Genomic DNA, 23,338 nt, shown 5'->3' on the forward strand with positions numbered 1-23,338 from the left:
ATGCCGCCCGTGGACGTGGTGCTGGTCGGCTTCGGCTGGACCGCTTCGATCATCGCGCAGGAGCTGACCGACGCAGGCGTGCAGGTACTCGCGCTCGAGCGCGGCGCCTGGCGCGACACCGTCCCCGACTTCGCCACCGACCACATCCAGGACGAACTGCGCTACGCGGTGCGCAAGCAGATCTTCGAATCGCCCGAGCGCGAGACGCTGACCTTTCGCAACAACGCAAGCCAGACCGCGCTGCCGATGCGCCATCTCGGTTCCTTCCTGCCGGCGGCGGGCGTCGGCGGCGCCGGCGTGCACTGGAACGGCCAGTGCTGGCGCTTCCTGCCGCAGGACTTCCAGATCCGGACCCACACCGAGCAGCGCTACGGCAAGGATTTCATTCCCGCCGACATGAACCTGCAGGACTGGGGCGTTACCTACGAGGAGCTGGAGCCGCACTACGACCGCTTCGAATACCTCTGCGGCGTCTCCGGCCAGGCCGGCAACGTGGGCGGCCAGCTGGTGGCCGGTGGCAATCCGTTCGAGGGCCCGCGCCAGCGCGGCTACCCGCTGCCGCCACTGGAGCGCAGCGCCTCCACCGTGCTCTTCGACAAGGCTGCGCGCGAGGTCGGTTTCAAGCCGTTCCCGTGCCCGGCCGCCAATACCTCGCGCCCCTACCGCAATCCGCTGGGCGTGCAGATGGGGCAATGCACGTACTGCGGCTACTGCGAGTGGTTCGGCTGCGGCAACTACTCCAAGGCCAGCCCGCAGACGACCATCCTCCCCGTGCTGCTGCGCAAGGACAACTTCCACTTCCGCACCCACTGCAACGTCACCCGCGTCAACACCGATTCCACGGGCAAGCGCGCCACCGGAGTGACCTACGTCGACGTCGACGGCAACCAGATCGAGCAGCCGGCCCAGATGGTGGTGCTGTGCGCGTTCGCCCAGCACAACGTGCACCTGCTGCTGCTCTCGAAGATCGGCCAGCCCTACGACCCGGTCTCGAACACCGGAGTGGTCGGGCGCAACTACGCCTACCAGATCACTTCCTCGGTCGACGTCTTCCAGAAGGAGCGGTTGAACCCGTTCATGGGCGCCGGCGCGCTTGGCCAGGCGATCGACGAGTTCAACGGTGACAACTTCGACCATGGTCCGCACGGCTTCATCGGCGGCGGCTACATCGCGCTGTGGAACACCGGCGGCCGGCCGATCCTGCAGCACCACCTGCCGCAGAACGCGCCCAAGTGGGGCGCCGGCTGGAAGAAGGCGATGCAGGAGAACTACCTGACCGCCTGCTCCATCGCCACCCACGGCAGCGTGATGAGCTACCGCTCCAGTTACCTGGACCTGGACCCGACCTGGCGCGACGTCTACGGCAACCCGCTGCTGCGCCTGACCTTCGACTTCCAGCCCAACGAGCTGACGATGTCCGGCTTCCTCACCGACAAGGCCGCGCAGATCGGCCGCGCGATTCCCGGCGCCACCATCCACGAGAAGAAGCGCCAGGGTCCCTACTCGATCGTCCCCTACCAGACCACCCACAACACCGGCGGCGCGGTGATGGGCGACGATCCGAAGACCTCGGTGGTCAACCGCTACCTGCAGAGCTGGGACGTGCCGAACCTGTGGGTCATGGGCGCGAGCGTGTTCCCGCAGAACGCCGGCTACAACCCGACCGGCACGGTCGGCGCGCTGACCTTCTGGTCGGCCGAGGCAATGAAGCGCTACCTCAAGAACCCCGGCCCGCTGGTGACGGTATGAGCGCGGCCCTGCGCAAAGGCCTGGCGCTCCCGGCCCTGTTCCTGCTCGCCATGCTCTGTACCGCCTGCAGCCATGACCGCGACCCGGCCGCGCCCTCGGCCGTGAAGCTCGGCGAACGCATGAGTCCGGGTCCGTGGGGCGAGATCTCGCGCGGCCGCTACCTGGTGCGCGCGGGCGACTGCGAAGCCTGCCATACCGCTCCCGGCGGCCAGCCGTTCGCCGGCGACCGCGCCATCCCCACGCCGTTCGGCACCATCTATTCGAGCAACATCACGCCGGACCCGGAGACCGGCATCGGCCGCTGGACCGACCAGGACTTCTACCGCGCCATGCACGAGGGCATCGACCGCCAGGGCAACCCGCTCTATCCGGCCTTCCCCTATCCCTGGTACACCAGGCTGAGCCGCGACGACGTGCTGTCGATCAAGGCCTACCTGGACACGCTGACGCCCGTGCGCCACGTGCACCGGAAGAACGAACTGCCCTGGCCGCTCGACCAGCGCGGGCTGATGGCGGTGTGGAACGGCATGTACTTCGACGAGGGCACTTACCAGCCCGATCCGAAGCGCTCGGCGCAATGGAACCGTGGCGCCTACCTGGTCCAGGGGCCGGGACATTGCAGCGCCTGCCACGGCGACAGGAACTTCGCCGGTGCCACCGACATGGACGGCCCGCCCACCGGCGGTTACGCCGAGAACGCCTACGCTCCGAGCCTGGCGGGAGGCGTGCGTGACGGCCTGGGCAGTTGGACCGAACAGGACATCGTGCAGTACCTGGGCACCGGCCGTAACAGCCGCACCGCCGCCGCCGGGCCGATGGCCGAGGTGGTCGAGCAATCCACCCAGTACCTGAGCAAGCCGGACCTGGAAGCGATCGCCGTGTACCTCAAGAGCCTGCCGGCGCCGGAGGACACGTCGGTGGCCACGGTCGACAAGGACACCCTCGATCGCGGCGCCGCGCTCTACGTGGACAACTGCGAGGGCTGCCACCTGAAGCAGGGCCAGGGCGAGATCGGCGCATTCCCGCCGCTGCGGCAGAGTTCCGCCGTGCAGGCCGCGAGTGCCGACACGCTGATCGGCGTGATCCTCGACGGCGCGCACATTCCCAGGACGACCGCCGAGCCCACCGGCCTGGCGATGCAGGGCTTTGCCGACCACTTGAGCGATGCGCAGATCGCGGACCTGACGACCTACATCCGCAACGCCTGGGGCAACCGCGCGGAGGCGGTGGATGCCGACCACGTGGAAGACCTTCGCGAAGCGCTGCGCAAGTCGCCGTGATGCCGTGCCCCTCTGCCCTCCGGAGGAGGAGAGGGTCGGGACTCGACGGGGAGCTCCATGGCTCAGCTCCTTCTCCCCTCCGGGGAGATGGGCGGGGGACGGGGCGGGGGCTCGCGGGGGGCTTGCTTATGAGGTTCCCCGCAAGAGCGGCCCCTCATCTCAATCCTCTCCCCGGAGGGGCGAGGACGCGAAAGTGGCGCTTCGCGCCGCGCCACCAGATAAAAGCCGTGCCACCAGATAAAACCGGGCGCTTCACGCCACCCCTGCCATGGTTGCCGTCGAACGCTCGCCTTAAAGGACCCAACGAGAGGCGATGACCCAGATCTTCCATCCGCGCTTCGGCCTGTTCGTCAAGCTCGCCCTGCTGGCCGTGCTCGTGCTCGCGAGCGCCGCCGTACTGGCCTGGCGCGGACTGACCAACGAACCGCACCGCATCGGCGAGGCCGTGGAACAACCCGTCCCCTTCAGCCACAAGCACCACGTCGGCGACGACGGCATCGATTGCCGCTACTGCCACGACACGGTGGAGACCTCGGCCTTCGCCGGCATGCCGCCGATCTCCACCTGCATGACCTGCCACTCGCAGCTGTACACCGACCAGGCCGTGCTCAAGCCGGTGGTCGAAAGCTGGCAGCGCGGCGTGGCATTGCACTGGAAGCGCGTCCACCAGCTGCCCGACTTCGTCTACTTCAACCATTCGATCCACGTGGCCAAGGGCGTCGGCTGCGAAAGCTGCCACGGCCGCGTCGACCGCATGCCGCTGACCATGCGCACGAAGTCGCTGTCGATGGAGTGGTGCCTGGACTGCCACCGCGCGCCGCAGAAATATCTGCGCCCGCGCGAGCAGGAATTCGCGATGGGCTGGCAGGCCGAGGACCAGGAAAAACTCGGCCTGGCGCTGGTCAAGCGCTACCACATCGACACGCGCCGGCTGACGGACTGCTCGGTATGCCACCGATGAGCACCACGCCCACGCCCGCCGGAGATCCGGCATGACCGGGCCACTCGACGCCCTGCGCACGCGCTTGGCCGACGCCCGCGGCCCGCACTACTGGCGCGCACTGGAAGAACTGGTCGAGCAACCGGCCTGGCGCGCCCGCCTGAGCGAAGCCTTCCCGCAACTGTCCCGGCTGGAACCGGCGCTGGACCGCCGCGGCTTCCTCAAACTCCTCGGTGCCTCGCTGGCCCTGGCCGGACTGGGCGCCTGCAGCCGCCCACCGCAGGAAGAGATCGTGCCGTGGGTGCGCCGCCCCGACCAGTTGCCGCCGGCGCTGCCGCGCTTCTACGCCAGCACGCTGGCCTGCGCGGGCGACGTCGCCGGCGTGCTGGTGGAAACCCACCAGGGCCGGCCGACCAAGATCGAGGGCAACCCGGCCCACCCGATGAGCCTGGGCGCAACCACGCCTGCGATGCAGGCGGCGGTGCTGGAGCTGTGGGACCCCGATCGCTCGCAGGCGCCGGTCCATGAGGGCGTGGCATCGAGTTGGGATGCGTTCGGCGACCAGGCCCGCAAGCTCGCCGCGCGCTTCGGCCGCGACGGTCGCGGCCTGCATGTACTGAGCGGCCGGCTCGACTCGCCCACGCTCGCGGCACAGCGCGAGGCATGGCTCGCGCGCTTCCCCGGATCGCGCTGGCATGCATACGAGGCGGTCGACGACGACAATGCGCTGGCCGGCGCCCGGCTGGCCTTCGGCGAGCCGTTGCGCACGCGCTACCACTTCGACCGTGCGCAGGTGATCCTCTCGCTGGAGGCCGACTTCCTGGGCGCCATGCCCGGCACGCTGCGCCATGGGCGCGACTTCATCGGCGGCCGCGATCCGAGATCGGCGGCCTTCAACCGCCTCTACGTGATGGAAGCCTCGCCGTCGCTCACCGGCGCCAAGGCCGACCACCGCTGGGCACTGGCGTCGGCGCACGTCGGCATGGCGGCGCTGGAGCTGGGCGAGTTGCTCGGCGTACCGGGCGTGCACGCGACGCAGTCCAGTGGCCTCTCGACCCGCCGCCTGCGCGCGCTGGCGCAGGACCTGGACGCACAGCACGGACGCTCGCTGGTGCTCGCCGGGCGCACGCAGCCGCCGTGGGTGCACGCACTCGCGCACCTGCTCAACGAGGTGCTCGGCAATGTCGGACGTACGGTCGAGTGCTACGCGCCACCCGAACCGTGGGAGTCCTCGACGCGGGACCTGCGCGAACTGACCGAGGCGATGGCCGCCGGCCAGGTCGATACGCTGCTGATCCTCGATGGCAACCCGGCCTACGCCACGCCGGCCGACGCGCAGTTCGCCCAGCTGCTGGCCCACGTGCCGCACCCCATCCATCTGGGGCTCTATCGCGACGAGACCGCCCGCGCGTGCCAGTGGCACCTGCCGCGCTCGCATGCACTGGAAAGCTGGTCGGACCTGCGTGCCGCCGACGGCACCGCCAGCGCGGTACAACCGGTGATCGCGCCGCTGTACGACAGCCGCAGTACCCACGAACTGCTGGCCCTGTTCCTGGGCGACCTGCAAAGCCCGCGTGCCCGCGTGCAAAGCACCTGGCAGGCCGACGAGGCGGCGTGGCGCGCCATCCTGCAGAACGGCGTGATCCCGCACAGCGCACCGCCCGCGCAGCAGCCGCGCGTGGACCGCGGCTTCCTCGCGCAAGTGACGGCGCCGGCGGACGAGCCGGGCCTGGAGCTGCTGTTCGCCCCCGACGCGACCGTCTGGGATGGGCGCTACGCCAACAACGGCTGGCTGCAGGAGTGCCCCAAGCCCCTCACCACGCTGACCTGGAGCAACGTGGCGCTGGTCAGTCCCGAGCTCGCGCTCGCCCATGACCTGAAGAACGGCGACGCGCTGGAGCTGCGCATCGACGGACGCCACACGCAGGCGCCGGTGTGGGTGATGCCGGGTCAGGCCGCGCGCAGCGTCACGGTCTGCCTCGGCTACGGTCGCCGGCATGCCGGGCGCGTCGGCGGCCAGCTTGGCTTCGACGCCTATGCCCTGCGCAGCACGGAGGCACCGTGGCGCAGCGACGGCCTGCGCGTCAACCGCACCGGTGCGCACTACGCACTGGCCACCACCCAGCGCCACCACACCATGGAGGGGCGCGAGCCGGTGCGTGCCAGCACCCTCGATGCCTTCCGCGCCGACCCCGCCTTCGCGCAGGAACAGGCACAACCGCCGCCCAGCCTCTACCCCGACCGCCTGCACGGCGAGTACGCCTGGGGCATGAGCGTGGACCTGAACGCATGCATCGGCTGCGGCGCGTGCACCATCGCCTGCCAGGCGGAGAACAACATCCCGGTGGTGGGCGCGGAGGAAGTCGGCCGCGGCCGCGAGATGCACTGGATCCGCGTCGACCGCTACTACGAGGGCGACGTACGCGCCCCGCGCATCCACCACCAGCCGGTGCCGTGCATGCACTGCGAGCACGCGCCATGCGAGGTGGTCTGCCCGGTCGGCGCCACCGTGCACGATGCCGAAGGCCTCAACGTGCAGGTCTACAACCGCTGCGTGGGTACGCGCTTCTGCTCCAACAACTGTCCCTACAAGGTGCGCCGCTTCAATTTCCTGCAGTACAGCGACCTCACCACCGAAACGCTGAAGGCGCAGCGCAACCCGGATGTCACCGTGCGCAACCGCGGCGTCATGGAGAAATGCACCTACTGCATCCAGCGCATCCAGACCGCGCACATTGCCGCCGACAGCGAAGGCCGGCGCATCGCCGATGGCGAGGTGCTGACCGCCTGCCAGGCGGTGTGTCCGACCCGGGCGATCGTCTTCGGCGACCAGCAGGACCCTTCGAGCGCGGTCAGCCGGCAGAAGGCCTCGCCGCGAAACTACGCCCTGCTGGAGGAACTCAACACCCGCCCGCGCACCACGTATCTGGCCGCGATCCGCAATCCGCACCCGGCGCTGGAGGACGACACATGAACGCGATGCGTGTCGCCGCCGGCCTGCTCCCCACCTGCGTCGGGCCCGCGCCCCCTCCCCGACGGGCAGAGGGCGCGGTATCGGAACGCATGGGAGCAACGGCATGAGCGTGCCGTTGCTCGCCCCGCGCGAAACCGACGCGTCGATCACCGACAAGGTGAGCGCCATCGTGCTCGAGCGCCCGACCGGCCGGTTGTGGATGGTCGCCTTTGCGCTGTCCTTCGTCCTCACCGCCTGGCTCGGCGCCGGCATCGTCTGGCTGCTCGCCAGGGGCGTGGGCATCTGGGGGCTGGACATCCCGGTGGCGTGGGCCTTCGCCATCGCCGACTACGTCTGGTGGATCGCCATCGGCATGGCCGGCACCTTCATCTCCGGCGGCCTTTACCTGGCGCGGCAGGGCTGGCGCAACGCGCTCAACCGCTATGCCGAGGCGATGACGGTGTTCGCCGTGTCGGTGTCGGGCATCTTCCCGATCCTGCACCTGGGAAGGCCATGGTTCTTCTACTGGCTCGCCCCCTACCCGGACCGCATGGGCGTCTGGCCGCAGTGGCGCAGTTCCCTGTTCTGGGACTTCTCGGCGATCGTCGCCTACCTGATCGTCTCGGTGCTGTACTTCTATGTCGGGCTGATCCCGGACCTCGCCTCGCTGCGCGACCGCGCCACCAGCCGAGGCAAGCAGCTCTTCTACGGCCTGCTCGCCGCCGGCTGGCGCGGCGAGGCACGCCACTGGCAACGCTTCGAGACACTCAACCTGCTGCTGGCGGCGATGGCCGTGCCGCTGGTGTTCTCGGTGCACTCGATGGTGGCGCTGGACTTCTCCGAAGGCCTGCTGCCGGGCTGGCATTCGACCATCTTCCCGCCGTTCTTCGTGGCCGGCGCGCTGTTCTCCGGCTTCGGCATGGTGCTGGTGCTGGGCATCCCGCTGCGGCACTACTTCGGGCTGGGCGACTTCATCACCGAAAGGCACATCACCAACCTCGCCAAGCTGATGCTGGCCGCGGGCCTGTTTGTCGACTACAGCTACGCCTCGGAGCTGTTCAACGCGTTCTACAGCGGCGACCGCTACGAGATCGCGCACGCCATGCAGGAGCTGACCGGCGCCTACGCCTGGGTGTACTGGACGATCATCGGCTGCAACGTGGTGGCGATCCAGGCGATCTGGTTCGAGCGCGTGCGGCGCAGCCACGCGGCGCTGTTCGTGATCGCGCTGCTGGTGCTCGTCGGCATGTGGTTCGAGCGCTTCGAGCTCATCGTCAGCAGCCTGTACCACGACTTCCTGCCCTCGAGCTGGGGCATGTTCTACCCGACGGTCTGGGACATCGCCTTCCTGGCCGGCTCGATCGGCCTGTTCTTCCTGCTGTTCCTGCTGTTCGTGCGGCTGCTGCCACTGCTGCCGATGTTCGAGCTGCGCAAGCTGCGTGCGCGGCTCGGAAGGGAGGGGGCATGAGCGCGTTGCACGAACAGGGCTGGCTGGCCCGTTTCGAGGATGCCGGCACGCTGCTGATGGCGGTACGCGAGCTGCGCGGCCGCGGCTATACGCAACTGGAAGCCTATACGCCGTATCCGGTCGAGGGCCTGGCCCCGGCGCTGGGGCCGATGCGCAACCGCATCCCGTTGCTGGTGCTGCTCGGCGGGCTGGCCGGCGGGTTCGGCACGCTGTTCCTGGAGTGGTACGCGTCGGTGATCGACTATCCGGTCAATGTCGGCGGACGACCGAACGCAAGCTGGCCTGCCTTCATTCCCGCCGCGCTGGAGATGACCATCCTGTTCGCCGCGGTGTTCGGCATCGCCGGCATGTTCTTCGCCAACGGTCTGCCGCGGCTCAACCATCCGCTGTTCGACGTGCCGGGCTTCGACGCGGCCAGCCGCGATGGCTTCTTCCTGTGGCTGCGCGCGGACGATCCGTGCTTCGATGCGGCGCTGGCCCGCGACGACCTCGCGCGGCTGGCACCGGTGGCGATCGACCGGGTGGGCCCATGAAGCCGCGCCTGCCGCCGCTGTGCACAAGCGCGCCCGGTGCGCGACCGGATCTCGCGGTGGGGGCACGGCGGTCGCGCTCCGGGTGCGCTCCGGCAAGGTATCGGTACCTGTTCGTGCTCGCCGCGTTGCTCTCGGTCACCGGCTGCGAACAGGCCATGCACGACATGTATTCCCAGCCCAAGTACAAGCCGCTGGAGCCCAGCCCGCTGTTCGCCGACGGCAACAGCGCGCGCACGCCGCCACCGGGCAGCGTGCCGATGGCGCAGGGCGCCGCGGCCGACACGGCCAGCGGTCGCCGCGGGCACATGACGCTGCCGCCCGACCCGGGCCCGGCACTGCCGCTGGATGCCCAGGGCCGCAGCCTCGCGCGGGCCGACGTGGGCGAGCGCCGCTACGCCAATCCGTTGCCGGTCACACTCGGCTTGCTCCGGCGCGGACAGGAGCGCTTCGACATCTACTGCGCGCCGTGCCACGGACTGAGCGGCAACGGCGCCGGGATGATCGCCCGGCGCGGCTTCCCGGCGCCGCCGAGCTACCACACGGACCGCCTGCGCAACGCGCCGGACAGCCACTTCTACCAGGTGATCAGCGACGGCTACGGGGTGATGTACCCGTATGCCGACCGCATCAGTCCGCACGACCGCTGGGCGATCGTCGCCTACATCCGCGCGCTGCAGCTCTCCCAGCACGCGCCACGCGACCGGCTGACGCCCCGGGACCTGGCACGCCTGCCGGCGGAGGCGCGCCGATGAGCCGGTGGTGGCCCACGGTTTCGCGTGGCGAAGGCATCGCCGCGGTGGTGGGCCTGCTCGCGCTGGCCGGATGCCTGCTGCTGGGGCTCCAGGCGCCGCGCGAGGTGCTGCTGTCCTACCTGTTCGCCTGGCTGTTCTGGCTTGGCCCGGCGTTGGGCAGCGTGGGCCTGCTGCTGATCCACGCGCTGACCGGCGGTGACTGGGGCCTCGCCCTGCGCCCCGCGTTGCTGGCAGGCAGCCGGCGCCTGCCGTTGATGGCCGCGCTGCTGGTGCCGGTGCTGATCGGCGTGGCGGTGCTGTTCCCCTGGGCCGGCGCGCAGGCGGCCGACCCCGACCTCGACCGCCAGCGCTGGTGGCTCAACGTGCCGTTCTTCGTCGCGCGCGCGGTGATCGCGTTCGCCCTGTGGCTGTGGCTGGCGCATGGCATCCGCCGCTGGCTGGCCACGCCCGCGGCCGGGCGGTTCGCTGCCGGCGGCCTGATCCTCTTCGTCCTGACCGTGTCGGTGGCGGCGATCGACTGGGTCGTGTCGCTGGTGCCGCGCTGGCACTCGACCACTTTCGGCATCCTGGTCGGCACCGCACAGCTGCTTGCCGCGGCCGGGCTGGCGGTGTGGGTCAGCGTGGCCCGCCGCGACGCCGCCGCCTCGCCCTGGGCGTCCAGGCGGCTGAACGACCTGGGCAGCATCCTGATGGTGCTGGTGCTGGCCTGGGGCTACCTCGCCTTCATGGACTACCTGACCGTCTGGATCGCGGACCTGCCGTCCGAAACGGTGTGGTACCTGCCACGGGTGAAGACGCCCTGGCGCTGGCTGGGGGCGTTCCTGGTGCTGTTCCACCTGGCGCTGCCGTTCGCCGTGCTGCTCTCGCGGCAGGCCAAGCAGCGCGTGGCGTGGCTGGCCGGCGTGGCGCTGTGGCTGTTCGTCGCGCAGATCGGCTATGTCGCCTGGCTGGTGCTGCCGGGCCTGCGCGAGCACGCACTGGCCTGGAGCGACCCGTTGGCGTGGATCGGCATCGGCGGCCTGTGGTGGCTGGGCTACGGCGCGCAGCGGCGCGCGGCACGGGAGGTCGGAGCATGAGCCGCCAGCCCGATTCGCACGAGTCCTACGCCGTGGCAGCCGGCGTGCTGCACTGGGCCGCGGCGATCCTGGCGCTCAGCCTGCTGGCGATCGTGCTGCTGGTGTACGTCTGGGCACGACCGCTGTTGACCGCGGGCGGGCAGCCGGCACGACCGATCCCGCCGCAGCCGCGGCTGCAGCCCGACCCGTCCGCCGACATCGCGGCCGAGCGCGCACTGCAGCGTTCGCGCCTCGAGGGCTACCAGTGGGTGGACCCGGCGCATACGGTCGCGCGGATTCCGATCACGCGGGCCATGGCGCTGGTCGCCGCGGGACAGGGTGCGCCGGCGCCGGCCTCCTCCACGGAGCGTCCGCAATGAGGGCGGCCCGCCGCCGCTGCGCGCCCTGGCACCCGCACTGCCCGGTCGTGCCTGGCGGTCGCGCACGCGGTGCGCTCCTGCGGGTGGCGTGGTTGTTCATCCTGTGGATGCCGGCGGTGTGGGCCACGCGGGCACCGCCACCGCCGCCGGACCTCGCCCAGCGGGCCGGTTTCGACCAGCGCCTGGGCGCCCGCGTCCCGCTCGATGCGCGTTTCCTCGACGCCGATGGCAAGCCCACCGACCTGCGCGCGCTGGCCCACGGCAAGCCGCTGCTGCTTGCGCTGGGCTACTACCGCTGCCCCAACCTCTGCGACGTGGTGCTCAACGGGATGGCGCATTCACTGGATGGGCTCGACCTCCAGCCCGGCCGCGACTTCGAGGTGGTCTTCGTCAGCATCGACCCGTCCGAAACGCCGGCGGATGCACGCCACACGCAGGCCATGCTGGCGCGCAGCCACCCGCAGGCCGACGTGCCGCGCTGGCATTTCCTCAGCGGCGACCCGGCCGCGATCGGCGCCCTGGCCAGAGCCGTGGGCTTTCGCTACTTCTACGACGAAAGGCTGCATCAGTACGCGCACGCCGCCGGCCTGGTGGCAATCACGCCGGGCGGCAAGGTCGCGCAATATTTCTTCGGCGTGTCCTGGCCGCCGACATCGCTGCGGCTGGCGCTGGTGGACGCCTCGCACGGCGGGCTCGGCAGCATGATCGACCGGCTGGTGCTGCTGTGCTGCGGCTACGACCCCACCACCGGCCGCTACAGCCTGGCGATCGGGCGCACCATGCAGGTACTTGGGGTGGCGTTCGTGCTGGCGCTGGCCGGCTGGCTGGCCTGGCTCAAGGCGAGGGCGCGCGCATGATGCTGCCGCAAGCCTCCTCGCTCGCACCGAACGTCGACCACCTGTTCGACACGCTGCTGGCGCTGTGCGCGCTGGTGGTCATCGGCGTGTTCACGGTGATGATCGTGTTCTGCGTGAAGTACCGCAGGGGCACGGACGCCATACGCACGCCGGCGCACCGGCACATGGGCGTGGAACTGACCTGGACGCTCGTTCCCTTCTTCCTGTTCATGGGCATCTTCGGCTGGAGCGTGCACCTGTGGATCAAGCTGCGCACGCCGCCGAAGGACGCCCAGCCGGTCTACGTGGTCGCCAAGCAGTGGATGTGGAAGGTGCAGCACCCGGGCGGCCAGCGCGAGATCGACCAGCTGCACGTGCCGGTGGGCCAGCCGATCCGGCTGGTGATGACCTCGCAGGACGTGATCCACAGCTTCTACGTGCCGGCCTTCCGCGTGAAGCAGGACGTGCTGCCGGACCGCTACACGCAGCTGTGGTTCACCGCTACCCGGGCGGGCACCTACGACCTTTTCTGCGCCGAGTTCTGCGGCACCGACCATTCGCGCATGCGCGGGCGGGTGGTGGCGATGGCCCCGGCCGCCTACGCGCGCTGGCTGCACGCGCACCAGGGCACCGGCCTCGCCGCACAGGGCGCGGACCTGTTTCGCCAGCTCGGCTGCAGCGGCTGCCACGACCCGCGCTCGGGCGTGCATGCGCCGCACCTCTACGACCTCTACGGTCGCACCGTCCCGCTGGCCGACGGCTCGCAGGTGCTGGCCGACGAGCGCTACCTGCACGACTCGATCCTGCTGCCGAAGAAGCAGGTGGCCGCCGGCTACGCGCCGATCATGCCCAGCTTCGAAGGCCGCATCGGTGAAGAGGACGTACTGGCCCTGGTGGCCTACCTGAAGACCCGCACCCACGCGGCGGAGGACACCGATGAGCACCGCTGAGCCGGCGCGGCCGCGCAGTTACCTGGAGGAAGGCTTCGGCCTGCGCTCGTGGCTCACGACCCACGACCACAAGCGCATCGGCGTGCTGTACGGCCTGGGCATCACCTTCTTCTTCTTCCTCGGCGGCCTGGCCGCCGCGCTGATCCGCTGGGAACTGGTCACGCCCGCCGGCGACCTGCTCAGCGCGGAGACCTACAACAAGGCGTTCACCTTCCACGGCGTGGTGATGGTGTGGTTCTTCCTGATCCCCTCCATCCCCGCGACGCTGGGCAACTTCCTGCTGCCGCTGATGATCGGCGCGCGCGACGTCGCCTTCCCGCGGCTCAACCTGTTCAGCTGGTACCTGTACATGCTGGGCGGGCTGTTCACCCTGGCCTGCCTGCTGCTGGGCGGTGTGGACACCGGCTGGACCTTCTACACGCCGTTCTCGACGATGTTCTCCAACTCGCACGTGCTGATGGCGGTGGTCGGCGTCTTCATCGTCGGGTTCTCCTCGATCTTCACCGGGCTGAACTTCATCGTCACGGTGCACACCATGCGCGCGCCGGGCATGACCTGGATGCGCCTGCCGCTGTTCGTGTGGGCGATGTACGCGGTGGCGCTGGTGATGATCCTGGCGACGCCGGTGCTGGCGATGACGCTGGCGCTGATCGGGCTGGAGCGGCTGTTCGGCGTGGGCATCTTCGACCCGGCGCTGGGCGGCGACCCGGTGCTGTTCCAGCACTTCTTCTGGTTCTACTCGCACCCGGCCGTGTACATCATGATCCTGCCGGCGATGGGGCTGGTCAGCGAGTTGATCACCAACGGCGCGCGACGGCGCATCTTCGGCTACAAGTTCATGGTCTACGCGATCGTCGGCATCGCCGTGGTCGGTTTCCTGGTGTGGGGCCACCACATGTTCGTGGCCGGGCAGTCGATGTACGCGAGCATCGTGTTCTCGATCCTGTCCTTCATCATCGCGGTGCCCTCGGCGATCAAGGTCTTCAACTGGACCGCCACGCTGTACAAGGGCGACATCGGCTTCGACGCTCCGATGCTCTATGCGCTGGGCTTCGTCGGCCTGTTCATGCTGGGCGGGCTGACCGGCCTGTTCCTGGCCGCCGCCGCGCTGGACGTGAACCTCACCGACACCTACTTCGTGGTGGCGCACTTCCACTACATCATGGTCGGCGGAGCGGTGATGGCGTACCTGGGCGGCATCCACTACTGGTGGCCGAAGATCACCGGGCGCCTGTACTCCGAGGCCTGGGCGCGCTTTGCCGCGATCCTGATGTTCTTCGGCTTCAACCTCACCTTCTTCCCGCAGTACATCCTGGGCTACGAGGGCATGCCGCGGCGCTATCACGAGTACCTGCCGCAGTACCAGGTGTGGAACGTGCTGTCTTCGGCCGGCGCGACGATCCTGGGCGTGGCCTACCTGCTGCCGCTGGTCTACCTCGCCTGGTCGCTGCGTCACGGCGCGCGTGCCGGCCCCAACCCGTGGGACGCGACCGGGCTGGAGTGGCAGACCTCCTCGCCGCCGCCGCCGCACAACTTCGAGCAGGTCCCCCAGGTCACCGAAGGCCCTTACGCCTACCGCCGATGAACGCCCGAATCCATCCCGTGCCCGAGCAGTTCGACGACCCCGTGCAGCAGCGCGAGGCCGCGACGCTGGGCATGTGGGCGTTCCTGGCCACCGAGATCCTGTTCTTCGGCGTGCTGTTCGCCGGCTACACACTGTGCCGCGTGCGCTTCCCCGAGGCCTTCGCCGAAGCCAGCCGGCACACCGACATGCTGCTGGGCACGATCGAAACCGCGGTGCTGCTGACCAGCAGCTGCGCCGTGGCGTTGTCCGTGCGCGAGGTACAACTGGGCGGCCGGCGGCTGGCCACCGCGCTGCTGGGTGCCACCGCGCTGCTGGGCGTGAGCTTCCTGGTCATGCACGGGTTCGAGTACTACGCCGAGTACCAGGAAGGACTGATCCCGCGCATCCACTACACCCAGCACGGCGTGTACGCGCACGGCATGGAGATCTTCTACTGCCTGTACTACTTCATCACCGGCTTCCACAGCATCCACGTCACCATCGGCGTGGTGCTGATGGCGGTGATGGGCTGGCGCACCTGGCATGGCGCCTTCGACCAGGACTACCACACGCCGCTGGAACTGACCGCGCTGTACTGGCACCTGGTCGACATCGTGTGGATCTTCGTCTACCCGGTGATCTACCTGGTCGGGAGGGCCGGATGAACGCGCGCCCGCAACGCAGCCACCGCAGCGGCCCGAAACCACCCTCGCTGGGCAGCAACCTGTGGACGCTGGTGTCCCTGCTGGTGTTGCTGGGTTTGAGCGCCGGCAGCGCGCTGCTCAAGCTCGGGCCATTCAACACGGTGGCCAACCTCGGCATCGCGGCGATCAAGGCGCTGCTGGTGCTGACCATCTTCATGCGCCTGAAAGCCGACAACGCGCTGCTGCGGATCGTCGCCAGCGCCGGATTCGCGTGGCTGGCGGTGATGATCGCGCTGGGCCTGGCCGACGTGCTGACGCGCACGCCGCTGCCGGCTCCCTGGTGAGGGAGCGTGGCATGGCTTCTGCTTCCGTACGCGCAGGGGCGATTCATTGGCATGTGGCACCATTGCGGCAGGCATCGTGACGCCCGCCTCCGGGACTGGTCCGGCCTTCATTTCGCCCATGAGCATGCCACCCGAGATCCTGTCACTCCCGCCACTTCCCGCGTTCGGCGGTTTCCGCGAGGCGGCCCAGGCCTGCCTGTCGATGCTGCGCGAGCGCACCGGCGTAGGCGCCTGGTATTTCACCCGCGTCGACGGCGAGGACTGGCTGTTGCTGGCCGCCTCAGACGATTGCTACGGCCTGCGCAGCGGTGACGCGTTGGGGTGGGCGGACTCGATCTGCTCGCGCATGGTCCGTGGTGGGCCCTGCGTAGTGGCGGACGTCAGCGCCCATCCGCCGTACGCCGCCGCGCCTATCGTGAGCCGCGGCATCGCCGCTTACCTTGGCGTTCCCGTGCAACTGGACCATGACGCGATCGGCACGCTGTGCGGTATTGATCCGCAGCCGGCGTCGGTCGATGTCGAACACTGGCTGCCGATGGTGCAGCTGTGCGCGCAGATGCTCGCCACGCTGTGGCGCCACGATGTCGATCTCAAGGAAACCCGCCGCCGTGCCGAGCGTGCCGAACTGGAGGCGATGACCGACGCGATGACCGGGACCTTCAACCGCCGCGGCTGGCGCGAGCTGCTTGCGCTGGAGGAGCAGCGCTGCCGCGACGAACACACCACCGCCGGCGTGGTGGTGGTCGACCTGGACCGCCTCAAGCAGACCAACGACAGCCAGGGCCACGACGCCGGTGACCAGCTCATCCAGTGCGCTGCGCGCGAGCTGTCGCGCACGGTGCGGGCCTCGGACGTGGTCGCGCGGCTCGGCGGCGACGAGTTCGTGGTGCTGATCCTCGATGTCGGGCCCACCGAGCTGGCCCGCCATGCCGCCCGCATCGAACAGGCCCTGCGCACCGCCGGCGTCGCCGCCACGCTCGGCTACAGCTGGCGCGGCCCCGACCGCGACCTGGGCGAGGCCTACCGCGAGGCGGACCTGCTGATGCTCGACGCCAAGCGTGCGCGACAACGCGACGCACGCTGAGCTCCACCGGCCGGTTGCACCGGCCCGACGCCGCCGTATGCGCGCGGGATCGAGCACCGCCTGGGCAGGACCGGCCCGATAGCCGGTCCGGGTCTCGGTTCAGGCGATCGCCTGGTCGATCGCCGTGACCAGCTCCTCGACCCGGAACGGCTTGCGCAACAGCACCGCCTTGCCATCGGTGGCCGCATCCACCGCCGCGGTGTCGGCGAAGCCGCTGGCGAACAGCAGCGGCAGCGACGGCCAGCGCTCGGCCACCCGACGGGCCAGCTCGGCGCCGTTCATGCCAGGCATGGCGAAGTCGATCACTGCCACGTCGGGCAGCTCGGCGGCCAGCGCCTCGAGTGCGGAGGGTCCGTCGTTCGCCTCGCGCACGCCGTACCCGTGGGCCTCCAGCGCGCTTGCCAGCATCTGGCGCAGGTGCGGGTCGTCGTCGACCAGCAACACCCGGGCGACACGGACATCGCCGGGGACCGGTGCCGGCGCTGCTATCGTGGCAGCGGCAACCGGTAGCCGGTCGGTGCAGGGCAGGAATACCCGGACCGTCGTGCCGGCCCCGAGCGCACTCTCGATGCGCACCGTGCCACCGGCCTGGCGCGCGCTGCCGTAGATCTGCGCCAGGCCCAGCCCGGTTCCCTTGCCCACCGGCTTGGTGGTGAAGAATGGCTCCATTGCACGCCGCAGCGTCGTCTCGTCCATGCCGGTCCCGCTGTCGCGCACTGTGAGCTCGACGTAGCGGCCATCGCCCATCTCAGGGTCCCCGGCGATGTGGCGAACCCTGGTGCCGATGCTCACCACCCCGCCATCGGGCATGGCGTCACGCGCGTTGATGGCCAGATTCAGCACCATCATTTCCAGCTGGGTGGGGTCGGCCATCACCGGGGCGGGCGCGGGGCTCGGCTGCAACTGCAGCTGGATGGCCGGTCCCAGCGTGCGGGCCAGCAGTTCCTGCATGGCGGCGATCACGACACAGACCAGCAGCGGTTGCAGCTGGATGCGCTGGGTACGTGAAAACGCCAGCAGCTGGGCAGTCAGTTTGGCGCCGCGTTCGGCCGCCTGCAGCCCAGCCTGGGCAAACCGCTGCACCCGAGCCGGCTCGGCCGGCCGCCCCTGAATCAGGTCGAAGGCGCCGACCACCGCGCCCAGCACGTTATTGAAATCGTGTGCCAGGCCGGCCACCAGTTGCCCGACCGCCTCCATCTTCTGGCTCTGCAGCAGCGCTTCCTGGGCTTCGCGAAGCTGCCGCGTGCGGGCCTCGACCCGCGCTTCCAGCGTCGCGTTCAGCTCGCGCAGCTGTGCCAGGGCCATGGCGCGTTCGATGACCAGCCGGGTCCGTTCGGCGATCTCCTCCACGAAGGCGATCTCGTCCGGATGCCAGCTGCGCGGCGTACGCTGGTTCATGTAGACGATGCCGCGCAGTTGCCTGTCGCGCACGAACGGCACCACCAGGATGGCGCGCGTGTCGACGTCCCGCGCGGTCTGGTGGGTGCGCGCCTCGTCGCTGAGGGCTGCCCGCAACAGGTCGTCGATGGCGACCGTCCGGCCGGCCTGCAGCATCGCGACGATCTTCACGCCGAAATCGGCGGCCGGGTAGCGGCCCATCAGCGCAGGCACGCTGCCATCGGTCCAGCACACCCCGTACTGGAAGCTGTCGTCGGCTGGATCCAGTTCGCCGTAACCGGCACGGCTGACGCCGAAATGCACGCCCATCAGCGCCGCCACCTCCTGCAGCGCCTCGGCGGTGTCGCTTTCGCGCAGCACGTCCGCGATCTTCAGTCGCAGTGCGGCGCGCGCCTCGCGTCGCGCCAGTGCCTGCAGCAGCCGCTCGACCCTGGCCGCGCCCAGCGCCATGATCAGGATCAGTACGGTGATCGCGCTGATCACTACCGCCAGGTTGGTCTGGCCGATGCTGGCGCGGGCGGTGGCCATGTCCACGGTCGGCGCGGCGGTGAACACCGCTGCGCGCATGCCGGCATAGTGCATCCCGGCGATCGCCGTGCCCATCGCGGCGGCGGCCACCAAGCGATGCGCGAGCCGCTGGTCGCGGGCGGCCAGCCACACCGCGGCGGTCGCGGCGCCGATCGCGACGAGCATCGAGACGGCCACCCAGAAACGCTCGTAGCTGAGCGAGGCAGGCATGCGCATCGCCGCCATGCCCAGGTAGTGCATCGCCAGCACGCCCGAACCCATCAGCAGGCCGGCCCAGGCGACCTGGCCGAGGGAGACCTCGTCCCATCGCATGATCGCAAAGCCCGCCCCGGTGAACACCACCGCGATGAGCAGCGACAGCAGGGTCAGTGACGGGCTGTAGCTCATCTCCATGCCCGGCACGCTGAAGGCAAGCATCGCCACGAAGTGCATCGACCAGATACCGCCACCCAGGGCAATGGCGGCCGAGGCGACCCAGATGCGGCGAATCGCGCCGGAGGAGGCCCGCACCCGACTGCCTAGGCTGAGCGCCGTGAACGAGGCAAACGCCGCGATCAGGAGCGACAGCATGACCAGATAGCCGTCGTGGGTGCCGGTCAGGATCATCGTCTGCATGCGCCGGTAACCGGGTGTCCGGGGCCGCCGATGCAGCGACATGACGCCCGCGGCAACCGCGCGACGGCGACCGGTAATGGCGCCATCGCGCCGAAAGGCCCGGGCGTGATTGCCCGTGGCAGAATCATGCGGGTCACAGCGTTTCCTCAGGCCTCGTCCAGGCCTTGCATGCAGGCAGTGGCATCATGCCCACCCTGCCGCCCGTGACGGACGACCGCCGGCGCACTGTCAGGCGCCGGCGCCGTGGACCAGTTTATACAGGCCGCGGTCACGCGGGAGCCGCCGTGGTCGCGCTTGGCGGCCCGTGTTCAGCGGCCGTGCGGTGGCTGGCGATGATGGTGGGCCCACCAGGACTCGAACCTGGAACCAAGGGATTATGAGTCCCCTGCTCTAACCATTGAGCTATAGGCCCGACAGGGATATCCCTGCAGTGCGCAGGGCGGGGGTGCATGTTAACGGCAGCCCGGAGCTGCGCCAACGAGCCGGTGGTGGACAGGTCTTCGCGCCGCATCGCTGTCCAGCACGGACTGGCCGCCGGACCCTACCCTGCCGATGGCGAGTGCCGGAAACGACGACGCCCGCGCGGGGCGGGCGTCGTGGTGATGCGTGGGGTTTGCGCTTACTCGAGGTCGAGGAACGAGCGCAGCTGCTCCGAGCGGCTCGGGTGGCGCAGCTTGCGCAGCGCCTTGGCCTCGATCTGGCGGATGCGCTCGCGGGTGACGTCGAACTGCTTGCCGACTTCCTCGAGGGTGTGGTCGGTGTTCATGTCGATGCCGAAGCGCATGCGCAGCACCTTCGCTTCCCGCGGGGTGAGGCCGGCAAGCACGTCGCGCACGGTCTCCATCAGGCCGGTCTCGGTGGCCGACTCGATCGGCGAGGACGCATTGGTGTCCTCGATGAAGTCGCCCAGATGCGAGTCCTCGTCGTCGCCGATCGGGGTCTCCATCGAGATCGGCTCCTTGGCGATCTTGAGCACCTTGCGGATCTTGTCCTCGGGCATCTCCATCTCCTTGGCCAGCTCCTCCGGCGTCGGCTCGCGGCCGAACTGCTGGAGCATCTGGCGGGAGATGCGGTTCAACTTGTTGATCGTCTCGATCATGTGCACCGGGATGCGGATGGTGCGCGCCTGGTCGGCGATCGAACGGGTGATCGCCTGGCGGATCCACCAGGTGGCGTAGGTCGAGAACTTGTAGCCGCGGCGGTATTCGAACTTGTCGACCGCCTTCATCAGGCCGATGTTGCCCTCCTGGATCAGGTCCAGGAACTGCAGGCCGCGGTTGGTGTACTTCTTGGCGATGGAGATCACCAGGCGCAGGTTCGCCTCGACCATCTCCTTCTTGGCGCGGCGGGCCTTGGCCTCGCCGATCGACATGGCGCGGTTGATTTCCTTGATGTCGGTCAGCGGCAGGAACAGCTTCTTCTCGATCGCGGCGAGCTTGTCCTGCTCGGCGTCGATCGCTTCGCGGTGGTTCTTGACGTTGGGCGACCACTTCTGGCGCTTGCGCGAGAGCTCGGCGGCCCACTCGACGTTGCCCTCGTTGCTCGGGAACGTCTTGAGGAACTCGGCCTTCGGCATCTTCACCTGCTTGACGAAGATGTCCATCAGCACGCGCTCGTGGTGGCGGATGTCGCCCACCACTTCGCGCAGCTTGCGCACGAAGCTGTCGATCAGGGCGGACGGCAGCTTGAGCTTGAGGAACTCCTCGGCCATCTGGTCGCGCAGCTTGACGATCTTCTTGTCGGTGATGCCGGTCGCCTTCGGGGCGGCCTTCTGGAACTTGGCGTAGTAGTCGCGCAGCAGCTCCATGCGGCGCTTGACCTCTTCCGGATCGGGACCGGTCGGGCCGGCCTCCTCTTCCTCGGAGTCGTCGCCGTCGTCCTCGTCCTCGTCCTCGTCGGACTCGACGACCTCGCCGTTGGCAGCCGCTTCCTCGGCCTCGGCACGCGCTTCGTCGGCCAGCTGCTCCAGGTCGGCGAAGCCCGCCAGGATCTCGGACAGGCGGCGCTTGCCGTCCAGGTGCTGGTCGTATTCCTCCAGCAGCAGCTCGATGGTCAGCGGGAAGCTGGCCAGCGCCGTCTGGACCTGGGACAGGCCTTCCTCGATGCGCTTGGCGATGGCGATCTCGCCCTCGCGGGTGAGCAGCTCGACCGTGCCCATCTCGCGCATGTACATGCGCACCGGGTCGGTGGTGCGGCCGACCTCGGCGTCGACGGCCGAGAGCAGGGCGACCGCTTCCTCGGCGGCGGCCTCGTCGTCGTTGCCGGAGCCGGGGGCGTTGTCGGCCAGCGGGTCGGCATCCGGCGCGGCGTCGTGCACCTCGATGCCGACGCCCTTGAGTACCGCCATGATGTCTTCGATCTGCTCCGGGTCGACGATGTCGTCGGGCAGGTGATCGTTGATCTCCGCGTAGGTCAGGTAGCCCTGTTCCAGGCCCTTGGAGATGAGTGCCTTGATTTCGGACTGTTGCTCGGGAGCTTTGCTGTTCATACCTACCGCCGCGGATGCAGGAACCGATCAGTATAGCGATGTGGCGCTTTTTTGACCAGTTTTAAAGGGAAAGATTTCGCGTGGGCCACACGCAAAAATCGCGCCAGATCGACGTTTGCGTGGGACATCACCGGGTCGTGTGCCATCGAATGGGTGGGTTCCGGTCAGGGCACTTCCAGCCAGAAGGTGACCGGGCCGTCGTTGACCAGCCTGACCTCCATGTGGGCGCCAAAGCGCCCGATTTCCACCCCTCCGGCGTGCGTGGCGCGAGCCAGCTCCACCAGCCGCTCGAACCAGCGCCGGCCATGCTCGGGCGGGGCGGCGCTGGTGAAGCTGGGGCGCATCCCCGAGCGGGTGTCCGCGGCCAGCGTGAACTGGCTGACCAGCAGCAGGCCGCCGCCGGTGTCGGCCAGCGAGCGGTTCATCCGCCCGGCCTCGTCGGCGAATACGCGGTAGCCCAGCAGCCTTTCGAGCATGCGTCTGGCCTGCGCCTCGCCGTCCGCCGGCTGAACGGCCACCAGCGCGAGCAGACCCGGGCCGATCGCGCCCACGGCCGCCCCCTCGACGTGGACGCTGGCGGAAAGCACACGCTGGATGAGGCTGATCATGGGAAGGCGGCAGGCGTCGGCAGGGCGTCCCTGCAAGAATAGGCAAAAACGGTGGAGCGTCCCGGCCCGGTGCTTAACGGCAGGGCAGGTGCTCCCTTTACCTTGCGCCGGAAGGCGCGGCAAGCGGCAGTCCTCCATGCGCCCCGACATCTACCTGCTCTACCTCCTGCTGCGCCTGTTCGGGTTGCTTCCACTGCGCCTGCTCCACGCCATGGGCGCGGGCCTGGGCCGGCTGTCGCTGTGGTCGCACGGACGCACCGCCCACGACACCACGGTCAACCTGTCGATCGCACGGCCGGGGCTGGACCGGGCAGCGCATGCCGCGCTGCTGCGCCAGGTGATGGCCGAGGGCGGCAAGTCGGTCACCGAGATCGTCAAGGTCTGGGGCGCGGGGCCGGAAAGGATGCTGGGGCTGGTGCGCGAGGTGCGCGGCGGCGAGCTGCTGGACGCCGCAATGGCCAAGGGCAAGGGCGTGATCATCGCCGCGCCGCACCTGGGCTGCTGGGAGTTGCTCAATTACTGGCTGTGCAGCCGCATGCCGATGGCGATCCTGTACCGGCCGCCACGGCTGGCCGCGATCGAGCCGCTGCTTCGCCGCGTACGCGGCGCGCTGGCTCCCGAGCAGGTGCGAGCCGAGGGCGCGGGCGTGCGCACGCTGTACAAGCGCCTGGCCGCGGGCGGCGCGATCGGCATCCTGCCCGACCAGAAGCCGCGCGCCGGCGAGGGCGAAGCGGCGCCGTTCTATGGTCGCGAGGCGCTGACGATGGTGCTGTTGCCCCGCCTGGCGGCGCGCACCGGCGCGACCGTGCTGTTCGCCTTCGCCGAGCGGTTGCCGCACGGAGGAGGCTTCCGCATCCATCTGTTGCCAGCGCCCGACGGCCTGGACGATGGCGATCCGCAGCGTGCCTGCGCGGCGCTCAACCGCGGCGTGGAAGCCTGCGTTGAGCGGGCGTTCGTGCAGTACCAGTGGCATTACCGGCGCTGGTCGGGGCACGGGTTGCCCAATCCGTACAGGCGCGGCTGAGCGGAAGCGGCCCGCGGACGGATGGCGGATGTGCGAAGGATGCGCTTGCATCGCGAAAGCGCCCCAGCCGCCTGCCGGCACCCCGCGCCCGCGGGAAGTGCCGGTACCCGGCCCACCAGCCCATGCACGTCCGAAGCCGGTGGCT

At 69.4% G+C, this 23,338-nt stretch carries 19 protein-coding genes and 1 tRNA gene; 16 read left to right on the plus strand and 4 right to left on the minus strand.

What is annotated here, in order from left to right; genetic code table 11:
* The 15 genes from LQ771_RS15400 to LQ771_RS15470 all read left to right on the plus strand — a co-directional run bounded on the left by LQ771_RS15400 (position 1) and on the right by LQ771_RS15470 (position 16,532).
* Positions 1-1,749, plus strand: a complete 1,749-nt coding sequence (locus tag LQ771_RS15400; protein ID WP_231350256.1) for a GMC family oxidoreductase — start codon at positions 1-3, stop codon at positions 1,747-1,749.
* The gene (locus LQ771_RS15405) at positions 1,746-3,029 is read left to right on the plus strand and encodes a c-type cytochrome (RefSeq protein WP_231350257.1); all 1,284 of its coding nucleotides are present in this window, start codon (positions 1,746-1,748) and stop codon (positions 3,027-3,029) included. Before LQ771_RS15400 ends, LQ771_RS15405 begins: the two co-directional genes overlap by 4 nt.
* Before the next feature lie 313 nt (positions 3,030-3,342).
* Complete coding sequence (locus LQ771_RS15410) at positions 3,343-3,990, plus strand: cytochrome c3 family protein (protein WP_231350258.1); 648 nt, start codon at positions 3,343-3,345, stop codon at positions 3,988-3,990.
* 31 nt (positions 3,991-4,021) lie between these two features.
* The gene (locus LQ771_RS15415) at positions 4,022-6,943 is read left to right on the plus strand and encodes a TAT-variant-translocated molybdopterin oxidoreductase (protein ID WP_231350259.1); all 2,922 of its coding nucleotides are present in this window, start codon (positions 4,022-4,024) and stop codon (positions 6,941-6,943) included.
* A gap of 103 nt (positions 6,944-7,046) precedes the next feature.
* Positions 7,047-8,390, plus strand: a complete 1,344-nt coding sequence (nrfD, locus tag LQ771_RS15420; protein ID WP_231350260.1) for an NrfD/PsrC family molybdoenzyme membrane anchor subunit — start codon at positions 7,047-7,049, stop codon at positions 8,388-8,390.
* Positions 8,387-8,923, plus strand: coding sequence for a DUF3341 domain-containing protein (locus tag LQ771_RS15425; protein WP_231350261.1), 537 nt, complete (start codon positions 8,387-8,389; stop codon positions 8,921-8,923). The genes nrfD and LQ771_RS15425 overlap by 4 nt, the downstream gene beginning before the upstream one ends.
* A 113-nt stretch (positions 8,924-9,036) precedes the next feature.
* The gene (locus LQ771_RS15430; protein WP_231350262.1) at positions 9,037-9,675 is read left to right on the plus strand and encodes a c-type cytochrome; all 639 of its coding nucleotides are present in this window, start codon (positions 9,037-9,039) and stop codon (positions 9,673-9,675) included.
* Positions 9,672-10,751: a hypothetical protein gene (locus LQ771_RS15435; RefSeq protein ID WP_231350263.1), complete on the plus strand. Its 1,080-nt coding sequence runs from the start codon at positions 9,672-9,674 to the stop codon at positions 10,749-10,751. The genes LQ771_RS15430 and LQ771_RS15435 overlap by 4 nt, the downstream gene beginning before the upstream one ends.
* Positions 10,748-11,110: a hypothetical protein gene (locus LQ771_RS15440; RefSeq protein ID WP_231350264.1), complete on the plus strand. Its 363-nt coding sequence runs from the start codon at positions 10,748-10,750 to the stop codon at positions 11,108-11,110. The genes LQ771_RS15435 and LQ771_RS15440 overlap by 4 nt, the downstream gene beginning before the upstream one ends.
* A complete protein-coding gene (locus LQ771_RS15445) occupies positions 11,107-11,967 on the plus strand; it encodes an SCO family protein (RefSeq protein WP_231350265.1) in 861 nt (286 codons plus the stop codon). Before LQ771_RS15440 ends, LQ771_RS15445 begins: the two co-directional genes overlap by 4 nt.
* Positions 11,964-12,896: a cytochrome c oxidase subunit II gene (gene coxB / locus LQ771_RS15450; RefSeq protein WP_231350266.1), complete on the plus strand. Its 933-nt coding sequence runs from the start codon at positions 11,964-11,966 to the stop codon at positions 12,894-12,896. The genes LQ771_RS15445 and coxB overlap by 4 nt, the downstream gene beginning before the upstream one ends.
* Complete coding sequence (ctaD, locus tag LQ771_RS15455; RefSeq protein WP_231350267.1) at positions 12,883-14,481, plus strand: cytochrome c oxidase subunit I; 1,599 nt, start codon at positions 12,883-12,885, stop codon at positions 14,479-14,481. Before coxB ends, ctaD begins: the two co-directional genes overlap by 14 nt.
* Complete coding sequence (locus LQ771_RS15460; RefSeq protein WP_231350268.1) at positions 14,478-15,125, plus strand: cytochrome c oxidase subunit 3 family protein; 648 nt, start codon at positions 14,478-14,480, stop codon at positions 15,123-15,125. The genes ctaD and LQ771_RS15460 overlap by 4 nt, the downstream gene beginning before the upstream one ends.
* Positions 15,122-15,448 carry a cytochrome C oxidase subunit IV family protein gene (locus LQ771_RS15465; RefSeq protein ID WP_231350269.1) on the plus strand — a complete coding sequence of 109 codons (327 nt, stop codon included), beginning with the start codon at positions 15,122-15,124 and terminating at the stop codon, positions 15,446-15,448. The genes LQ771_RS15460 and LQ771_RS15465 overlap by 4 nt, the downstream gene beginning before the upstream one ends.
* A 118-nt stretch (positions 15,449-15,566) precedes the next feature.
* Positions 15,567-16,532, plus strand: coding sequence for a sensor domain-containing diguanylate cyclase (locus tag LQ771_RS15470; RefSeq protein ID WP_231350270.1), 966 nt, complete (start codon positions 15,567-15,569; stop codon positions 16,530-16,532).
* A gap of 99 nt (positions 16,533-16,631) precedes the next feature.
* Here the strand turns inward: LQ771_RS15470 and LQ771_RS15475 are convergent, their stop codons facing one another.
* The 4 genes from LQ771_RS15475 to dtd form a co-directional block, all read right to left on the minus strand.
* Entirely contained in the window at positions 16,632-19,073 is a 2,442-nt protein-coding gene (locus LQ771_RS15475) for an MHYT domain-containing protein (RefSeq protein ID WP_231350271.1), read from the minus strand.
* A gap of 336 nt (positions 19,074-19,409) precedes the next feature.
* Positions 19,410-19,485, minus strand: a tRNA-Ile gene (locus LQ771_RS15480).
* Between the two features lie 207 nt (positions 19,486-19,692).
* Complete coding sequence (rpoD, locus tag LQ771_RS15485; protein WP_231350272.1) at positions 19,693-21,561, minus strand: RNA polymerase sigma factor RpoD; 1,869 nt, start codon at positions 21,559-21,561, stop codon at positions 19,693-19,695.
* Positions 21,562-21,725: 164 nt separating this feature from the next.
* Positions 21,726-22,169, minus strand: coding sequence for a D-aminoacyl-tRNA deacylase (dtd, locus tag LQ771_RS15490; protein WP_231350273.1), 444 nt, complete (start codon positions 22,167-22,169; stop codon positions 21,726-21,728).
* A 136-nt stretch (positions 22,170-22,305) separates the two neighbouring features.
* On the opposite strand from dtd, the gene LQ771_RS15495 reads away from it, so the two are divergent.
* The gene (locus LQ771_RS15495) at positions 22,306-23,193 is read left to right on the plus strand and encodes an LpxL/LpxP family acyltransferase (RefSeq protein WP_231350274.1); all 888 of its coding nucleotides are present in this window, start codon (positions 22,306-22,308) and stop codon (positions 23,191-23,193) included.
* The last annotated feature ends 145 nt before the right edge of the window (positions 23,194-23,338 follow it).

Source organism: Frateuria soli, from assembly GCF_021117385.1.
GTDB classification, from domain to species: Bacteria; Pseudomonadota; Gammaproteobacteria; order Xanthomonadales; family Rhodanobacteraceae; genus Frateuria_A; species Frateuria_A soli.